We start from the raw sequence: 17058 nt of genomic DNA, 5'->3' as shown, positions 1-17058 counted from the left end.
GGGATACGTCACATTCCCGTCACGCGCGATCGGCCCGTCCCGCACGGTCCCGCTCGTCCGTCACACGCGGTCCCGGTCGTCCGTCACACGTCCCGCTCGTCCGTCACACGCGGTCCCGTTCGTCCTGCTGGCCCGACGAACACGCGCGGCGGCGCCACGGGAGGTCGTCCGAGCCGGGGGCCGACCGGGGGTCTCCGCCCTGGATCGCCGTCGCGATGGCCGCGCAGATCTCTTCGAACTGGCCGATCTGCTCGGGGCTGAGATGGTCGAAGACGGCCCTGCGGACCGTCTCGACATGCCCCGGCGCCGTGCGCTCCAGCAGGGTCATGCCCTCGTCGGTAAGCACGGCGACGCTGCCGCGCTTGTCCCACTGGCAGTCCTCGCGCCGCACCACGCCGTCCTTCTCCAACCTGGTCACGACATACGTCAGCCGGCTGCGCGTGATCTTCAGGCGCTCGGCGAGCTCGGTCATCCGCATCCGCCGCTCCGGGGCCTCGGAGAGGGCGGACAGCACGGAGTAGTAGAGGTGCGGCAGGCCGGCCTCCTGCTGGAGCTGCCGGTCGAGCGCGTCCTCGAGGAGGGAACTCGCCGCCACGTAGGCGCGCCAGGCACGCTGTTCGTCGGGGGTGAGCCAGCGGGTCGTCATACGTACAGTGTAGTTAGTGTTTAAAACTTGAACCAAGGGAGCGCGTCCCATGCCCCAGCCCTACGTCCTGTTGTCCGCCGCCGTCTCCCTCGACGGCTTCCTGGACGACACCGGGCCCGAGCGGCTGCTGCTCTCCGGCCCGGCCGACTTCGACCGGGTCGACGAGGTGCGCGCGGCCAGCGACGCCATCCTGATCGGCGCCGGCACCCTGCGCACCGACAACCCCCGGCTGCTGGTCAACTCCCCCGAGCGGCGCGCGGCCCGGATCGCCGCCGGCCTCCCGGAGTACCCGCTGAAGGTCACGGTCAGCGCGTCCGGCGAACTCGACGCCTCGGCCCAGTTCTGGCACACCGGCGGCGAGAAGATCGTGTACACCACCGACAAGGGCGCGGCACGGCTGCACGGACTGGGCCTGCCCACGGGACCGAACGGCGTGGTCGTCGTCCCCGTCGGCCCCGAGCTGGAGTGGACGGCCGTCCTCGGCCACCTCGGCGACGTACGCGGCGTGGGCCGCCTCATGGTGGAGGGCGGCGGCCGGGTCCACACCCAGCTCCTCCAGCAGAACCTCGCGGACGAGGTGCAGCTGGCCGTCGCACCGCTCTTCGTCGGCGAGGCGGACGCGCCGCGGCTGTTCGGGGCGGGCGCCTACCCGGGCGGGCCGAAGAGCCGGCTGCGGCTGCTGGAGACCCGGCCGGTCGGCGACGTCGTCCTCATCCGCTACGCCCCCACCGTCCCCGGCACGGGCCCGGCCGTCTCCCCCGCAGACCGGCACTGGCTCGACCTCGCCTGCACCCTGGCCGCCGCGTGCCCGCCCTCGCGGACCGCGTTCAGCGTGGGGGCGGTCGTGGTCGCGGCGGACGGTACGGAACTGGCCCGCGGCCACTCCCGCGAGGGCGACGACCCCGTGGTCCACGCCGAGGAGGCCGCGCTCGCCAAGCTCGACCCCGCCGACCCGCGCCTCGCCACGGCCACGGTCTACAGCAGCCTCGAACCCTGCGCCCACCGCGCCTCCCGGCCCGCGCCCTGCGCCCGCCTCGTCCTCGACGCGGGCGTCCACCGCGTCGTCACGGCGTGGCGCGAGCCGGACACGTTCGTCGAGAACGCGGCAGCGGGCAACGCGGTGCTGTCGGCGGAGGGCGCGGAGGTGGTGGTGCTGCCCGAGTACGAGGAGCGGGCGAAGGCACCGAACAGGCATTTGGTGGGGTGAGGGGAGCCGCCGCGACGGCCGGCGAACGGGGGTCGGCGGTGGCCAGGGGCAGCCGGTGAACAGGGGGCGCTGGTTAATGGTGTGCTGGGGGTCCCGCGGATGGCGTACACTGGTTTCAACGACGCGGGGTGGAGCAGCTCGGTAGCTCGCTGGGCTCATAACCCAGAGGTCGCAGGTTCAAATCCTGTCCCCGCTACTGAAGGCCTGGGGCCGGAATCCGACAAGGATTCCGGCCCCAGGTGTTTGTGCGAGGTGCTTAGGCGTGCCGTGCGGTGCGGTGCTGTCAGGGCTGTGTACGGCGGGCCGCCGCCACCGCCTCGGTGTAGAGCTCGCGGGTGAGGTCCTCCGGGACGACACCCAGGTCGGCGAGCACCGCGCGGATGTCGTCGAGGGCCGCGGCGACCTCGGCCTCCTCCTGGACCTGGGTCTCGATCTCCAGGAACGTGCCGTCCAGCTCGGGGACCCGTACGAGGGTCGCGAGCATCCGTCGCCCGTACGCGTCGAACGCATGGCTGCGGCAGCGCTTCTCGAACACGATCGCCGGTACGTAGCCGAGGTGCTCCAGGATGGCGTGCGCGTTCTGCGAGTCCTCGACCCGCGTCTCGTACTCGGGCTTCGAACCGGACACCTCGTCCACGGCGGCCGCCTTGAAGGTGAGCAGCGTGCGCCGCTCCCCCGTGCCGTGGTCGGCCAGGAACCGCAGCCGCAACTCCTCGTCCCGCGCGCGCAGACTGCCGTCGGGCAGGTCGTAGTACGTGTCCTGGTACGTCTCGGACCTGCCCACACCCCGCTCGTCGAGCGCCCGCGCAACGACCTCCGGCGCACGGACCCGGGCCTTCAACTCCGCCTCGATCACGCCGGGCCCCTCTCCTCACCCACCGCGCTTCCCTCCGCCCTTTCCCTCCCCCTGTCTCGCAGTGACACACATGGGCCGTGTCGGCATGCCTGCCTCAGGACGGCGTGTGAGGCTCGATATCGCGGCAGGCCTGCCGGTCGGCGAGGCCTCCCGGGTGCGGTTCGGCGTGGCGATGCGAGGAGGCAGTGCGCATGTCGGTGGAGAGGACCGGGTCCGGGGCCGTGTCGCCGTCGGATCCGATGGCGCTTCTCCGGAGCCGGGCCTACCTGGTTCTTCTGGCGATGGCCGCGTTGATCGGCGTACCGGTGTCGGCGGCGGCGTTCGGTTTTCTCGCGTTGGTCGGCGAGGCCCAGCCGTTGATCTACTCGGATCTGCCCGAAGCGCTGGGGTTCGACGGAACGCCGGCCTGGTGGCCCTTGCCGCTGCTGGCTGTCGGGGGGCTGCTGGTGGCGTTGACGGTCCGGTACCTGCCCGGACACGGCGGTCATGAACCGAGCGCCGGGTTCCAGCCCGCCGGCGCGCCCCCGCCCGTCGAACTGCCCGGCATCTTCCTCGCCGCCCTGGCGACGCTCTGCTTCGCCGCCGTCCTCGGGCCCGAGGCACCCCTCCTGGCGCTCGGCAGCGGGCTCGCCGCCGCTGCCGTACGGCTGGTCAGACGCGACCCGCCGCAGCAGATGACCGCCGTGCTGGGCGCGGCGGGGAGTTTCGCGGCCGTCAGTTCGCTGCTGGGGTCGCCGCTGCTGGGCGCGTTCCTCCTGATGGAGGCCTCCGGGCTGGGCGGGCCGATGATGGCCATGGTGCTGGTGCCCGGCCTGCTGGCCGCGGGCGTCGGCGCGCTCATCTTCGTCGGACTGGGCTCCTGGAGCGGGCTGGGCACCTACTCGCTGGCCCTGAACGATGTCCCCGAAGCCACTCGCCCGACAGCGGCGGAGTTCGGCTGGGCCCTTGTCATCGGGCTGTCGGCCGCGCTCGTGGGGGCGGGCATTCGGTGGCTCGCCGTGCGGCTCAAGACGCACGTCGAGCGGCGGCGGGTCACGGCCACGGTCGTCGTCGGCCTGATCGTGGCGGGGCTGGCCATCGGCTATGCGGAGGGCACCGGCAAACCGGCCACCGACGTGCTGTATTCGGGGCAGACGGCGCTGGACCCGTTCCTCGCCCACAGCGCCGCGTACTCGGTGGGAGCGCTGGTGCTGCTGGTGCTGTGCAAGGGCCTCGCCTACTGCGCGTCGCTCAGCGCCTTCCGGGGTGGACCGATCTTCCCCGCGATGTTCGTGGGCGCGGCGGGCGGCATCCTCTGCTCCCATCTGCCGGGGCTGAGCCTGGTCGCGGGGTTCGCGATGGGCATCGGAGCGATGAGCGCCGCGATGCTGCGCCTGCCGCTGGTCTCCGTCCTGCTGGCGACGCTGCTGATCGGGGCCCAGGGGATCACGGTCATGCCGCTGGTGATCGTGGCGGTGGTGGTGTCGTACGTGACTACGGCGAGGCTTACGCCGCTGCCGACGCCGACGCCAGGGGCGGGGTCAGGGTCAGGGTCAGGGTCAGGGTCAGGGTCAGGGTCAGGGCGACGAGAGGTGTAGTTGTTCGCTTCTGTCTCCCGTTCCGGTCGGCGCGGTACCGGCCGACCGGAAAGGGAGACAGAGCGCGCGGGCTACGCCTGCATCCCGCGTCCGTTCTCTTCGGTGACTTCGACGTCGTCGGTGTCCGGTACGGGCAGGCGCAAGCCCCGGGACTCGGCGACGCGCAGGGCGTCCGTCAGGCACTCGGCGAGACGGATGCCCGCGTAGCGGACCTCGGTGTACGGCGAGGCCGGGTCGTCCAGCACGGCACGGGCGAGGTCGAGTACGTCGGTGCCGGTGGCGAGTTGGGTGGCCTCCAATGCGTCGGCGACGCGGGAGACGTGGCCGCCGTTGCGGTCGGTCACCAGATAGCAGGGTTTGCCCTCGGGCGACGGCCAGGGCAGGAGACGGAGTGTGGGCGCGCAGCCGGGCACGGGGGGCGTGCCGTTGACGTGTGCCATCAGACGGCCACCTCCCGCATGCCGACCAGGTGCTGATCGAGGTCGACCCCGAAGTCCGCGGCGAGGACGAGCGCGAGCCGGCGGCGCTGCTGGAGGGCGGCCTCCTCCTCGTGTGCGGCGAGGTAGGGACGGACCAGGGCGGACGCGGAGCCGTCGATCGGGGCGTGGAGGCCGTACGGGGAACGGTGCCGGGGAAGTCCGGAGAGCGCGGGGGCGGGGGCCGGGTGGCGTACGGCGGTGACGTGCAGGCAGAGGTAGGGACGGTGGCGGGTGAGGCGCCGTTTACCGGTGCCGGGGGAGAAGAGGAGGCGCAGCCATTGGAGGGCGCGGGGGATAAGGTCGGTCATGTCGACGCTCCTTGTAAGCGTTGGCCGTGCCCCGGGAGGTTGCCGCCTCGCCGGGGTCTTCTGATCTCGACGATACCGCTAACTGCGTCCCCCTGCACCCTTCCGATTACTTCCGCGTCTCTCTGCGTCGGGACGCGTTCCACTCCTGCGGTACGCGTAAGGCTGCGGCACGGTGGAGGGATGACGGAGCTTCCGCGCTACGAGTACGTGAAACTCGCCGACGCCATCGCCGCGGACATCGCCTCCGGCAAGTTGCCGCAAGGGGCCGCGCTGCCGGGCGAGCGAGCTATGACCGATCTGTATCGCGTCAGCATCGGCACAGTGCGCCGAGCTGTCGTCGAACTCCGGAAACGGGGGCTCGTCGCCACCCTGCCCGCCAAGGGGACGTATGTCATCGCGATGCCGGACTCAGCGGACGGCACCGCCGAAGAGGGCGGGCTGGACGGCTGAAGGGGCCGCTCGCACCGGGCATGGACGAGGCGTCACAGCTCCGAATCCGACAGAGACCACCCGTTCGGCCAATCGCCGGGGGCAGAGGGCTTCAGGATGTCGAGCCGCGGGGCCGGATCGTCGTCGCGGGTCGTGACGGCGACCAGGGCGGAGCCGTCGGGGAGCCAGACCAGGCCTCGGTCGGCCAGACGTTCGTGGCGCGGGAGTGCTGCGGACCATGCGGGCACGGTGCCGTCGAGGGGGTAGACGTTGACCTGCTTCCCCTTCGGGCCGGCGGACCGTACGCCGGTCGCGATCAGGGTTCCGTCCGGGGACGGTGCCACGGCGACGGGGGCCTGCTGTGTGAACCAGGCGCCCTTGTCCCCGAGTCCCTCGCCCGTGCGAGCGGTGAAGCCCTGGACGCGGTCTTCTGATCCGGCCGCGGTGAGGAGGCGTGAGCCGTCGGGGGTGAGCGCCAGGTCGTTGAGGTTGCTGCCGCCGCGCCGCTCGTCGGCGTCGAGGGTCAGTTTCCCGTCGGCGCCGATGCTGTAGGCGAGCAGCCGGACGGGGCTGAGGTGCGGCTGACTGGCCACGATGGTCTGGCCGATGTTCCTGGTGGCCGCACTGTCAACCGCGGGCGCGGCGAGTACGGGGGCCCGCTCGAAGCGGATGGTGGCGCCCTGCTGGTCGAGCTCCATCTCGGGCTTCTCGGCGGCGGTGTCGAGCCGCGCGATACCGCCCTCCCACGCGTCACAGCCGTAGCCGATCCACAGGACGGTGCCGATGCGGGCCAGGTGGGTCGGGCAAAGGTGATTCTGGTCGGCTCCGGCGCGATACCGGGCGGTCTCCTTCAACGTCTCGGTGTCGATCACGGAGACAGCGTCTCCTGCGGCGAGGGCGACGAACAACGACTTGCCGTCCTGGCTCAGCGCCATCCCGTGGGCACCTTGCTGACCGTCGACCAGCTGGACGTCCCTGCCTGGGCCAGACCCCACCCGCTTCCTCTCCGGAAGCCCCACGACGGCCAGGCTCTGCCCAACCGCGCCACCGCTGACGTAGACCTGCCGGTGCAGTTGGTCGACGACGGCGGCGCCGTAACCGGGCAACGGCAACGCACCCTGGGTGCCTCGGCCCTCCACCTCGGCTGTGGCTGATCCGCCCAGGGCACTCACCGAGAGAACGGCCCAGCCGAGCACGGCGGCAACAACGACGGTTGGTCTCTTCCGCATGGCAGACCCCTCAACGGTGGATGCTCGACGTGGGTTTGGCCGCCCGCACATCTCAGGGGGCACCGCACGTGCCAGGCCTGTGACAACAGCCAAGATCCCTGCTTGGACGGAATCACGATCCCGGCCGCAGGCGCACGCGGACCGAGGCGAATGGCTGACCTCGCCCACATTCACGCACGAGCCACCTCCCGCAGTTGTCAGGACTCTGGAATGAGACCAACCGAGCCCGTCATGGCCAAGCAAGCCCTGCGCCGTTTCGCGCCGCCGGTCACCGACGGGACGGGCAGGCAGAACTCTCACATCAGGAAATCGAGCACCTCTCTCACTTCCTCCTCACGGTAACCACTCCGCAAGAACAATTCGTCGGGCCCCAGCGACGCACAGGCTGCTTCGAGCATGCGCCGCCACTTCATGATGTCCTCCGGGGCAGCCACGATCTCGATTGCCGATTCTGCATTGAGGAGCGGCTGCTCACGGCTTTCCGAAATCACGCGGAGTCGGACGTTGGCCGTGGCCTGGTCGATTTCACCCCGCGTCAGACGGAGGATGCGCAGGAAGTCGTCCGCATCCGCACGCGTGCACCCTTGGGAGTGGATCACTCGGTCCGAAATGTTCGGCAGCTCCTTGGCAACCTGGAAGACGATTGCGAACCGCTCCGGACTAATTTCCAGAATCCCGCCGAATTCGTCAACTCTCCAGTTCGTGGAGTCACTCGAGTTCGTCAAAGTACTTCTTTCCAGTCTTGGGTGTGAAAACCGTTCCCCCCTGCGTACTGGGATCCTCGATGACCACGGCCCCCTTGTCAGGGTCCCAGTACCCCACGCGCCCTCTCTTCAGGTACCTGACTTGCAGATTGGGAACATCACCCGTGAGGACTCCGTCTACGTACTCGGCTGTGGCCCTCGGGTCGATACCTCGCACATAATGCGATCCGTCACCCGCTGCTGCCCGTTGCGCCGAGTGCTGGGCGATGTTCACTGATTCCGGTTCGAGGGGACCACAGGGGTTCGAATTGTGGACGAGGACCGGTGTCTCACCCGCCAGCACATAGTACGTATGCGCGTCCCTGACGGTGAGGTTGTGGACCCGGGCGCTTCGCCTACTGCCCTCGACCGCCGCGACCTGCACATACGTACCCGCTGACGTTCGCAACCACTGCCCAACGGCGAGCTCAACGGCCTTGGTCCACCGGCCGGTGTTCCGCACCCAGAACGGATGGTTCCCCGTGGCCGTCAGCGTGCTGGTCCGGTCGCCCTTCGCCCCGTCGGTGTCGACGGTCACCCGGACCAGTTCCTTCTCCCCCGCGCTCGTGATCGTGGCGGTCACCTCGCGGGCCAGTGGCCTCTCGTCGCCCGGCTGGGCGGCCATGACCCGGTCGCCCTTGCGCACGGCCTCGATGGGCTTGGTGGCGCCGTCGGCCATGAGGACGCGGGTGCCGGGGACGAAGCTCGACGGGAGGGGGCAGGAGGCGCCCTCCGCCGCCCGAGGCTGAGCCGGGGTCGCAGGGGTTCCCGACGTACCGGCTGCCCCCGCATCGTCCGCCTTCCCCCCCTTGTTCAACGCCTGCCCCGCGTCCACCGCCTCGTCCGCGAATTCCCCCGCCTTCCGCGCCAGCTTCGCCGCGCCGATCGCGTTGCCCACCACCGGGATCGCGGAGGAGAGCGACAGCCCCGCCTCGACGTAGTTGCCCTCCGCCAGGTACAGCACCCCGTTGGCGACGTCGGCGATCTCGCCGACCACCGGGACCATGCCCACCACGTCCAGTACCGTGTGCGCGAGCTCGCTCCACGACATGCCGAACAGGTGGCCGTCCAGTTCCACGTTGCTGATCGGGTTGCCGCCGGCGAAGCCGTAGCGGTTCTGGGTCCAGGGGTCCGTGGAGAGGTTCAGGTCGGACAGGGCGCCGTTGTACATGTCGCGGGACAGGAACTGGTTCAGCCCGGGGTTGTAGTCCCGGAAGCCCATGTCGTACGTGCCCGAACCGCCGTCCCAGCGGCGGGAGTTGAAGCGGTAGAAGTTGAAGGGCTCCGAGGTGGGGTCGGCCGACGACGAAGGCTTGTCGATGCCCGTGAAGGACTTCTCGTCCGCCTGCCCGTATGCCGTGTAGCCGTAGGTCGCCTTCGTGTCGCCGCTGTCGTCCGTGACGTGTTCGACGTCGTTGTGGGGGCCGTAGCCGAAGAAGACCGTGTCGGGGTCCTTCGTGCCCTCCGTGTCGAAGGTGACCTGGGAGAGGCGTTCGCCCGCCGGGCCGTACTGGTACGCCTTGCTGAGCTTGCCGTCCTTCTCCTCCGTGAGGAGCTGCTCGCCCAGCCCCAAGTAGTGGAAGTCGGTCGTCCGTTCCTTGTCGCCGCCGCCCGCGTCCGTCGTCGTGCTCGTACGGCGGTCGAAGGCGTCGTACGTGTGGCGGGTGACGAGCGACGTCGGGCCACCTCGCGCCTTCGGCGTGCGGTGTTCGATCAGGCGGTCGAAGCCGTCGTAGACGTTCTTCTGGGCAGGGTCGCCACCGGTCGTGACCTGGGAGAGGCGGCCGTACACGTCGTACAGGTAGGAGGATGCGACGCCCCCGGCGGTCGACGACAGGAGTCTGTCCCGGTCGAAGTCGAAGACGGACTCGACCCCACCGACCTCCTGCTCGACGACGTTGTTGTTCTGGTCGTAGCGGTAGGTCTCGGTGCGGTCCGGGCCGCCGTTCCCGTCCACCTTCTTGACCTCGGTGCTGCGGTTGCGCGCGTCGTACGTGTACGTCGCCACCGTGTCCAGCGTGCGCCCATGGTCGTCGGCGTCCATCTTGAGCGAGGCGTCACGGGTGCGGTTGCCGTCGGGGTCGTAGTCGATCTCGTGGCGGGAGACCAGGGCCCCGCCGCCGCCGTCCTTCTTCTCCTCCTGCACCGCCAGCGCGCCGTCGAGGTAGTGCCAGTGGTCGACGGTGTTGCCGTTGTCCTTGGTCTGGCGGTTGATGCGGCCGGTGGGCCACCAGGTGAAGGTGGTCTTCTTCTCGTCGCCGTCCGTGGAGGGGCCCTTGGTCAGCGCCTCCGAGAGCAGGCCGAGGGTGTTGTACGTGTAGTGGGAGGTCTCCGGGTCACGGCCCGCCGCCGTCACCTGGTGGTCGGTGAGGTTGCCGTCGGGGTCGTACGTGAACTGGGCCGTGCGTGGGGTCTCGTCGCCCCGCGCCCGTTCCTCCACCGCGGATGGGCGTCCCAACGGGTCGTTGGTGACGGTCCAGGTGCGGGACGGCTCCGGCTGCGGGCCCTCGGCGATGCGGGTCACCAGGCCGTCGGGGTCGTAGCCGTAGTGGTACTCACGCGCTTCGTCGTCCGCGGCGTCACGCTTCGCCCCGGGCTCCGTCTCCGTCCTGACCAGCTCCACCGCGTCGGCGAGCACCAACCGCCCTGCGGTCTCCTCCGCGCCCGCCAGCGTGACCGCGTACTGCTCACCCGCCTTGAACGCGAACCGGCCCAGTTCCCGCCACCCGCCCCCGCCCTCCGCACCACCGGAGGCAGTGCTCTGATCCACGGCGACGGTCGTCGCCCGGCCGTCCTCGTGCGGGATCACGAACTCCCCGCGGCCACCCCGCTTGCCGTCCCGGTCGTGGTGGGGCCAGCGGGCCAGCACCCGGTACGTTCCGTCGCTCGGCACCGCGAGGTTCCAGGCGAAGGAGGCGGAGCGGTCCTCGGCGGGGTGTGTGTGGTAGTCCGTGCCGAAGACGTCCGGGTTCTGGTCGGGGTCGGCCTTCTCCAGCGTCCACCGGCCGGTGGGGGTCGTGCGGCCCGTGTCGGAGTTGTCGGTGAGGACGGTCTCGCGGCTCGCCGGGGTGCCGGAGTCGCGATGCCGCCTCAGCTTGCCGTCCGGGTAGTACTCCCAGCTCATCGTGCGGTTCGCGCCACCGCCGTCACCGGTGAGGGTGCGGCTGATCTGGTTGCCCACCGGGTCGTAGGAGTAGTCGGTGCGGATCTGCCAGGGGTCGGTGCTGCGGCGGAGCAGGCCGTCGTCGAAGTAGGTGTGGCGGGTGACGCTCCGGTCGGTGGACTTCCCCGACGGCGGCGTGTGCACCTCGGTGAGCTGCCCGACCTCGTCGTAGACATTCGTGACGCGCTGCCGGTCCTTGAGGTCGGGGTCCTTCGGGTCGTGCGGCAGGATCTGCTCGGAGACCCGGTTCAGGGCGTCGTAGACCGTCTCCTGCGCCAGGTCCTCGTCATTCTCCGCGACCGAGCGGGGCGTGAAGATCTTCGTCCGGTTGCCGGCCTCGTCGTACGCGTAGCGCGTCGTCCGGTACTTGATCCGCTCCTCGGGCACCTCGCAGTTCTGTCCCTCAGGACAGGAACAGTCGAAGCGGCGTTCGTCGCCCAGGCGGTGCGGGGCCCGGATCTCCACGGGCGCGCCGACCGCGTCCAGTCGCGTCCTCGTCGTCGCCCCGCACTGGTCGGTGACGGAGATCAGATGGCCGTCGCGGTCGTAGCCGTTGCGCACCACGTTGCCCTCGGCGTCGGTGACGGCGCTGATCTGGTGCGCCAGATCGTACGTGAACCGCTGGTCGGGGACGGGCGGGCGGACCCGGGCGCGGCCACGGCCCTGGCTATGGCCACGATCGGCCTGCTCGGCCTTGGCGTTCGTGCGCGGCCGGGTGACCGACGCGACGTTTCCTGCCCGGTCGTACACATACGTCGTACGGCCCTGAAGCGGATCCGTGGTCTCGATCAGGCGGTGCAGCTCGTCGTAGAGGAAGACGCTGCGGTGGCCGCGCGGAGTGGTCGCGGCGACGCGGTTGCCCACGCGGTCGTAGGCGTAACGGGTGGTGCGCTGGGGGCCGTCGGGGGTGTCGCGGGGATCGGTGACGCTGAGCAGGCGGTCGGCGGCGTTGTAAGTGGCCGTCGTGACCGCGTCGTTGGGGTCGATGGCGCGTACGACGTTGTCGTTGGCGTCGTACGCGGGTGCGGGGACGCGGATCCATCGCTTGTCCTCGTCCTCCGCGCCGAGGTCACGCGGCAGCACCGCGCCGAGCGGGCGGCCCAGCAGGTCGTACTCGTAGCGGCTGGTGCGGCCCTTGGCATCGGTGACGGCCGTGACGGCGCCGACGGCGTCGTATCGGAAGCGGGTCCGGTGCCCCAGCGCGTCGATCGCCCGTGCCGGGTGGCCGGTGGGGCCGTACTCCGCGAAGCGGGTGGCATGGCCGCGCGGATCGGTGCTCTCCAGCAGGCGTCCGCGGTCGTCGTAGACGTTGTACGAGGTGTACGGCGCCCTGCGCGGCCCCCGTGATCTCTCCGATCCGGCCCCCTTGCCGTCGGCCTCCCCGGTGTTGCCCCGTGGGTCGGTCACCGAGACGACGTTGCCGTACCCGTCGACGCCGAACGTCCAACGGCGGCCCTCCGGCGAGACCTTCTCCACCAGATCGGCGACATGGCCGCGCAGCGCGGTGCGGTAGGTCAGGCCGGTGGAGGCACGGTCCTCGGGGTCCTGGGCGTTCTCCAACGGGCCGGTGATCTCGAGCGGATAGCCGGTGCGCTGGTCGTAGCGCCAGGTCGTCACCGCCCCGCCCGGCTCCTCCAGGCGCCGCACGTTGTTGTCGGCGTCCCAAGCCAGCCTGGTCGCCTCGCCCTTGGCGTTGCGGGACTCCACGGCTCGGCCGAAGCCGTCGAGGCGGAAGGCGGTGCGCTCACCGGTGGCATCGGTGACGGTGGTCCAGCGGCCCTTCGTGCGCCGGTCGTCGTGGCCTCGCACGCCCGCCTGCGCCTTCGCACCCCGGTCGTCGTGCCCCTTGGCGCTCCCGTCGCGATGGCCCCCGGCAGTTCGGTCGAGGCGGGTGACGCCGCCCAGGCGGTCGGTGATCGTCGTCACCCGGCCATGGGCCGCGCCCGCGCCCGCCACCGCGCCTACGCCCGCCGCGCCGGCGCGCACTCCCTCCCGCTCGCGCCTCTCCTCGTAACCGATGCGCGTGCGCCCGCCCTTCGGGTCCGTGACCCCGGTCAGCCGGGGTGTGCCGTCGGAGGACCGGTCGTAGGCGAAGACCAGCGAGCGGGCCACGCCCGACCCGGCGGCGTCCGTGACCTCGCGCAGCGACCCGCCCCTGCCGTACGAGAACTCCACCCGCCGCCCGTGCACATCGGTGACGGACACCAGCCGCCGTACCGCCACGCCCCCGTACCCGCCGTCGCCACCGTCGCCGTACTCCAGGGTCAGGACCCGGCGCCCGGACGCGTCGGTCACCCGGCGCAGAACGGGGGGCACCAAGAACCCGTCCCCGCCCCCGTAGTGGAAGCGGAGGGTGTTGCCGTTGCGGTCGACGACGGCGGTCGGCCGCCCCTGTGCGGAGAAGAAGAACTGGGTACGGTCTGGCCGAGTGAACACCCAGCGCCGGTCCGGAACGCCACGGGTGCGCTGGAGATGGAAGTGCACGCCCGCCGGGTGGGCGTAGTCCCAGTCGCGGGAGTCGGCACTGCCGTGGCGGTCGAGCCGGAACGTGTGCCCCGTGCCGTCCCCGTCGATCAGGTGCACGGACTTCGGGAAGCCCGGCACGCCGTGCGGCCCCCCTGCGAAGTGCAGCGGTGACCCGAGGCGGGTGAGCGTGGAGGCCGACACCGACCAGCCGGGGCCGGCGACCGTGTCGGAGGCGTCCTGAGTGTTGTGGGTCAGCCGCAGGAAGGCGGCGGGGCCGAGGCTCGGGTGGGCGAACAGGTTCCAGCTCGTCGCCGCGTTGCCGCCGGCCGCGTTGACGGCGATCCCGGCACCGACACCGGCCTCGGCGCGGGTGTATTGGTAGAACCGCTCCAGCCCCAGGTGGTCGGAGCCGGGACGCTCGACGACGACCCGCTCCCGCGCCTGGCCCACCCGCGCTGTCGGAGGCTCGGCCTCCGACAGCCACGTTCCACTGCGCCGGTCGTACAGGTCCCAGGCGAGGAACAGCGAGGTACGGGCCGCCGAGGAGCCGGGCAGAGAGGGGGCCCGTACGTCGGCCCGCACCTCGGCGGACTCGCCCGGCGCCAAGTCCTCGGGGAGCGCGGCCAGATGCTCCACCGGCCGTTCGCCCCGCCGGTAGGTGTACTCCGAGCCGTCCGGCCGGTACCACCGCACGCCGAGGGCGATGTCCTGGGCCCGCCAGGGCTGTCGGCCCGTGTCAGTCACCGTGACCGGCACGTCGGCTCTGTCGCCGGGGCCCCAGCGCAGGGGGGTCGTGGGCGCGAAGTAGGTCGCCCCGCGCGGTGGGCCCTCGGCCCGGTCCATGGCAGCGTCCCTCGTACCCGAGGCAGGGGGCAGCCGGTGGGGCAACGGCTCTCCGGACGGGAGCAGCCCGCCCGGATGCCGTCCGGGTTCGCCCTGCCACACGGGAGCGGGCACCGCCCTGCCGGACCCTCCTCCGTCCGGTCCGTTCGCACGGACCGGGGCCTGCGCACCCAGCAAGGTCGTCAGAACGGAGCCGACGACGAGGAGGACGAGAGGGAACCGGCTGCGGGGCATGCGTCAGCTCCAGGCACGGGAGGGAATCCCGAGGCGACCCACGGACCTGATCATTACAGTCGGACGATAGAGAAATTACATAGCGTGACATTCGGTCGCCGTGTGCGCCATCCGAACGAAAACGCCCGGCCCAGGCCCTTGAGCTGTCACCGTCGGACGATCCGCAGTCCGTCGCCCGCCCCGCCCACTCCGTCCGAGCCGCCCGTCCCGTCCGTCCCGTCCAGAACACGCCCGAGGGGCGATGGGGCATCAGGGGAGGAGGGCGGGCGGAGCATCTGCCCGGCTGCCAGGTCGCGGTACATGGCGCTGCCGGCGAGCAGCTCGTCGTGCGTGCCGCAGGCGCTGGTGCGGCCGTCGTCCAGGACGACGATCTGGTCGGCGTGCTGGACGGTGGAGAGCCGGTGTGCGATCACCAGGAGGGCGCATTCCCGGGCCACGTCCCTCATCACGGTGGCGAGCGCGGTCTCGTTGATGGCGTCGAGGTGCGAGGTGGGTTCGTCGAGGAGGAGCAGCTGAGGACGGGCGAGCAGGGCCCGGGCCAGGGCGACGCGCTGGCGCTCGCCTCCCGAGAGGGTGTTGCCGCGCTCGCCGAGCAGCCCGGACAGGCCGTCGGGCAGCCGCCGTACGACGTCGTCGAGCTGGGCGAGTTCGACGACGCGTCGCACGTCGGCCTCGGTGGCGTCGGGCACGGCGTAGGTGATGTTGTCCCACAGCGTTCCGTGGACCACATGGGTGTTCTGGTCGACGACGGCGATCCGCGCCCGGCACTCGGCGCGGGTCAGCTCGGCGGCGGGCCGCCCGTCGAAGAGAAGAGCCCCGGAGTCCGGTTCGTAGAACCTGGCCACCAGGGCGAAGATCGTGCTCTTCCCGGCTCCCGACCGGCCGACCAGAGCGGTCTGGTGCCGGCGGGGCACTGTGAAGGTCACGCCGCGCAGCACCGGCCGGTCGGGGTCGTAGCCGAAGGTGAGGCCCCGCAGTGCGAGCGCGGGTTCCTCGCGCGGCCTGGCCCGCACGGCGGGGTCGGACACCCGCACCCGCTCGGCCGTCGACGGACGCTCCACCGACACCACCGACACCACCGACACCGGAAGCCTCACGGACTCCGAGGGCTCCACCGGCTCCGCCGGGAGGGACAGTGCCCGCTCGATGCGTTCGTAGGCCCCCATGCCGCGCTGGATCAGGCCGACCGCGCGGAAGACCGAGGACAGGGGCAGGACCAGATAGGAGGCGTACAGCAGGAAGGCGACCAGGTCACCGAGGGAGTTGCTGTCGCCGCTGACCCGCAGGCCGCCGATGACCAGGACGAGCAGGAAGGACCCCTGGACGGCGAGTTCGACCGCCGGGCTCATCACCGACGCGAGCTTCGCGGTCCGCACCCCCGCGTCGTACGCCGCCTCGACCCGCTCACCGATACGCCGGGCCTCCCGCTCCTCGGCCCGGTGCACCCGGACCATCGGCAGGGCGCCGAGCGCGCGCTCCAGGTCGGCGGCGATCGCGCCGATGGACGACTGCAGTCGCTCGGAGGCGGCCCGGATGCCCTTCAGCAGTGACGCCACCACCACGGCGGCGGCACCGACCGTCGCCGCGACCAGGAGCAGCAGCAGGGCGTCGATCCACACCATGAGGGCGATCGCGCCGGCCGCGACGAGGGCCCCGGTCACCAGGTCGACCAGGGCCTGTGAGACGACCTCCCGGAGCAGCGTGGTGTCGACGGTCACCCGGGAGATCAGATCGCCACCGCGGTGCCGGTCGTGCTCCCGCATCTCCAGCCGGAGCAGCCGTGCCACCAGGCTGTGCCGCAGCTGTCGTACGACGCCCTCGCCCGTGCGCTCCAGGACGAAGCGCCCCACCGCACCGGTCGCCGCTTCGGCGCCGAACAGGACGGCGAGGAGCAGCAGCAGTGTCCACACCGCCTGGCCGCGCCCGCTGACGTCCACGACCTGTTTCGCGACGAGTGGCTGCGCCAGCCCCAGCGCCGAGCCCGCGAGGGTGAGCGCCGAGGCGACGGCGATGGACGCCCGGTGGCCGACGGTGAGCCGGAACAGGGTGAGGACGGCGGCGCGGGTGGAGCGGTCGCCCCCGGACACGGCGTGGTCGTGGCCCTCGGAGCCGCCGCCTGGGCTGTGACCGGAGGTGTCGTCGGAGCTGTCGCTCATCGGGCCGTTCGGTTCGAGGCGGGGACGACGATGAGCCGGGTGAAGTAGTCGTCCGGCACGCCCTCGTCCACGGGGTGGCCGTCCGCCTCGATCCAGGCGTGCGCGGTGAAGGGAGGCACGACGCGCACTCCGGTGCACCACGTCGGCCAGGTCCCGCCGAGCCGGCACAGCAGGGCGGCCCCCAGGGACCGGGGCAGGCAGCCCTTCGGCCCGGCGCAGCGCAGGCTGACGGCGCACATCGCGTCCCGTGCCCCCCTGGCCCGCGCGGCGGGGGCCGGGGCGGCTCCGCGGCGGAGGAGTTCGAGCACGGCGCGGATGCGGCGCGGGGGCAACAGCGACAGCGCGAGGGCGGGCAGGAGTACGAGACGGGCGGCCAGACGCCGGGCGAAGGGCACTCCGGTGGGACGCTCCAGGGAGCTGGGGGTCGTCATCGGGCCAGCCCCGATTCCCGCAGTTCCCGTACGAGCGCCGTGACGTCGTGCTCCGCCCGGGCTCGGTCGATGTCGAACTCCGCGACCAGCGCGTCGGCCGCCGCGGCCTCGTCCCCGCCGTCGAGGAGTGTCCTGACCACCAGCGTGGCGGTGGGGTTGAGCTCCCAGTAGGCGCCTCCGCGCTCGTCCAGCAGGACGGTGCCGTACTCGGTCTCCGCGGTGGAGACATCAGGACCGAACCGCAAAGCCATGGTGCGACTGCCTTTCTCCGGTGGCGTTCTCAGGGGGCGT

At 71.4% G+C, this 17058-nt stretch carries 13 protein-coding genes and 1 tRNA gene; 4 read left to right on the top strand and 10 right to left on the bottom strand.

Annotation, left to right across the window (positions count from 1 at the left end; translation table 11 throughout):
• Positions 1-103: 103 nt before the first annotated feature.
• On the bottom strand, positions 104-646 hold the full coding sequence (locus HW837_RS42400; RefSeq protein WP_045563325.1) for a MarR family winged helix-turn-helix transcriptional regulator: 543 nt from the start codon (positions 644-646) through the stop codon (positions 104-106).
• Positions 647-695: 49 nt separating this feature from the next.
• On the opposite strand from HW837_RS42400, the gene HW837_RS42395 reads away from it, so the two are divergent.
• On the top strand, positions 696-1853 hold the full coding sequence (locus tag HW837_RS42395; protein WP_193381376.1) for a dihydrofolate reductase family protein: 1158 nt from the start codon (positions 696-698) through the stop codon (positions 1851-1853).
• Between the two features lie 122 nt (positions 1854-1975).
• Positions 1976-2049, top strand: a tRNA-Met gene (locus HW837_RS42390).
• Between the two features lie 87 nt (positions 2050-2136).
• On the opposite strand, the gene cyaB is transcribed toward HW837_RS42390, so the two are convergent.
• Positions 2137-2709, bottom strand: a complete 573-nt coding sequence (gene cyaB, locus HW837_RS42385; protein ID WP_193381375.1) for a class IV adenylate cyclase — start codon at positions 2707-2709, stop codon at positions 2137-2139.
• Between the two features lie 191 nt (positions 2710-2900).
• On the opposite strand from cyaB, the gene HW837_RS42380 reads away from it, so the two are divergent.
• Positions 2901-4286 (top strand): chloride channel protein, encoded by a 1386-nt coding sequence (locus tag HW837_RS42380; protein ID WP_193382724.1) that lies wholly within the window; start codon positions 2901-2903, stop codon positions 4284-4286.
• Between the two features lie 71 nt (positions 4287-4357).
• Here HW837_RS42380 and HW837_RS42375 read toward each other — a convergent pair whose 3' ends face one another.
• Both HW837_RS42375 and HW837_RS42370 read right to left on the bottom strand, forming a co-directional pair.
• Positions 4358-4726: a hypothetical protein gene (locus HW837_RS42375; RefSeq protein WP_045563318.1), complete on the bottom strand. Its 369-nt coding sequence runs from the start codon at positions 4724-4726 to the stop codon at positions 4358-4360.
• Positions 4726-5073, bottom strand: coding sequence for a hypothetical protein (locus HW837_RS42370; protein WP_045563317.1), 348 nt, complete (start codon positions 5071-5073; stop codon positions 4726-4728). The genes HW837_RS42375 and HW837_RS42370 overlap by 1 nt, the downstream gene beginning before the upstream one ends.
• A gap of 180 nt (positions 5074-5253) precedes the next feature.
• Between HW837_RS42370 and HW837_RS42365 the strand changes: the two genes are divergently transcribed.
• Positions 5254-5523 (top strand): GntR family transcriptional regulator, encoded by a 270-nt coding sequence (locus HW837_RS42365; RefSeq protein WP_093791033.1) that lies wholly within the window; start codon positions 5254-5256, stop codon positions 5521-5523.
• A gap of 32 nt (positions 5524-5555) precedes the next feature.
• Here the strand turns inward: HW837_RS42365 and HW837_RS42360 are convergent, their stop codons facing one another.
• The 6 genes from HW837_RS42360 to HW837_RS42335 all read right to left on the bottom strand — a co-directional run bounded on the left by HW837_RS42360 (position 5556) and on the right by HW837_RS42335 (position 17018).
• The gene (locus HW837_RS42360; protein WP_193382723.1) at positions 5556-6731 is read right to left on the bottom strand and encodes a beta-propeller fold lactonase family protein; all 1176 of its coding nucleotides are present in this window, start codon (positions 6729-6731) and stop codon (positions 5556-5558) included.
• 296 nt (positions 6732-7027) lie between these two features.
• Entirely contained in the window at positions 7028-7456 is a 429-nt protein-coding gene (locus tag HW837_RS42355; protein ID WP_143110757.1) for a hypothetical protein, read from the bottom strand.
• Positions 7440-14180, bottom strand: coding sequence for a golvesin C-terminal-like domain-containing protein (locus HW837_RS42350; RefSeq protein ID WP_193382722.1), 6741 nt, complete (start codon positions 14178-14180; stop codon positions 7440-7442). The genes HW837_RS42355 and HW837_RS42350 overlap by 17 nt, the downstream gene beginning before the upstream one ends.
• Before the next feature lie 146 nt (positions 14181-14326).
• Positions 14327-16336 carry an ABC transporter ATP-binding protein gene (locus HW837_RS42345; RefSeq protein ID WP_193381371.1) on the bottom strand — a complete coding sequence of 670 codons (2010 nt, stop codon included), beginning with the start codon at positions 16334-16336 and terminating at the stop codon, positions 14327-14329.
• On the bottom strand, positions 16333-16767 hold the full coding sequence (locus tag HW837_RS42340; RefSeq protein WP_093791039.1) for a lasso peptide biosynthesis B2 protein: 435 nt from the start codon (positions 16765-16767) through the stop codon (positions 16333-16335). The genes HW837_RS42345 and HW837_RS42340 overlap by 4 nt, the downstream gene beginning before the upstream one ends.
• Positions 16764-17018 carry a lasso peptide biosynthesis PqqD family chaperone gene (locus tag HW837_RS42335; protein WP_045563313.1) on the bottom strand — a complete coding sequence of 85 codons (255 nt, stop codon included), beginning with the start codon at positions 17016-17018 and terminating at the stop codon, positions 16764-16766. The genes HW837_RS42340 and HW837_RS42335 overlap by 4 nt, the downstream gene beginning before the upstream one ends.
• Positions 17019-17058 lie beyond the last annotated feature (40 nt).

Source organism: Streptomyces caniscabiei (genome assembly GCF_014930365.1).
GTDB classification, from domain to species: Bacteria; Actinomycetota; Actinomycetes; order Streptomycetales; family Streptomycetaceae; genus Streptomyces; species Streptomyces caniscabiei.
This window is presented reverse-complemented; position numbering and strand designations above follow the sequence as displayed.

Bases quoted from the DNA above. Each gene is read 5' to 3' on its own strand.
- HW837_RS42370 (WP_045563317.1), bottom strand. From the start codon at position 5,073: ATGACCGACCTTATCCCCCGCGCCCTCCAATGGCTGCGCCTCCTCTTC.
- HW837_RS42350 (WP_193382722.1), bottom strand. From the start codon at position 14,180: ATGCCCCGCAGCCGGTTCCCTCTCGTCCTCCTCGTCGTCGGCTCCGTT.
- HW837_RS42380 (WP_193382724.1), top strand. From the start codon at position 2,901: ATGTCGGTGGAGAGGACCGGGTCCGGGGCCGTGTCGCCGTCGGATCCG.
- HW837_RS42345 (WP_193381371.1), bottom strand. From the start codon at position 16,336: ATGAGCGACAGCTCCGACGACACCTCCGGTCACAGCCCAGGCGGCGGC.
- HW837_RS42375 (WP_045563318.1), bottom strand. From the start codon at position 4,726: ATGGCACACGTCAACGGCACGCCCCCCGTGCCCGGCTGCGCGCCCACA.
- HW837_RS42395 (WP_193381376.1), top strand. From the start codon at position 696: ATGCCCCAGCCCTACGTCCTGTTGTCCGCCGCCGTCTCCCTCGACGGC.
- HW837_RS42340 (WP_093791039.1), bottom strand. From the start codon at position 16,767: ATGACGACCCCCAGCTCCCTGGAGCGTCCCACCGGAGTGCCCTTCGCC.
- HW837_RS42335 (WP_045563313.1), bottom strand. From the start codon at position 17,018: ATGGCTTTGCGGTTCGGTCCTGATGTCTCCACCGCGGAGACCGAGTAC.
- HW837_RS42360 (WP_193382723.1), bottom strand. From the start codon at position 6,731: ATGCGGAAGAGACCAACCGTCGTTGTTGCCGCCGTGCTCGGCTGGGCC.
- HW837_RS42400 (WP_045563325.1), bottom strand. From the start codon at position 646: ATGACGACCCGCTGGCTCACCCCCGACGAACAGCGTGCCTGGCGCGCC.
- HW837_RS42365 (WP_093791033.1), top strand. From the start codon at position 5,254: ATGACGGAGCTTCCGCGCTACGAGTACGTGAAACTCGCCGACGCCATC.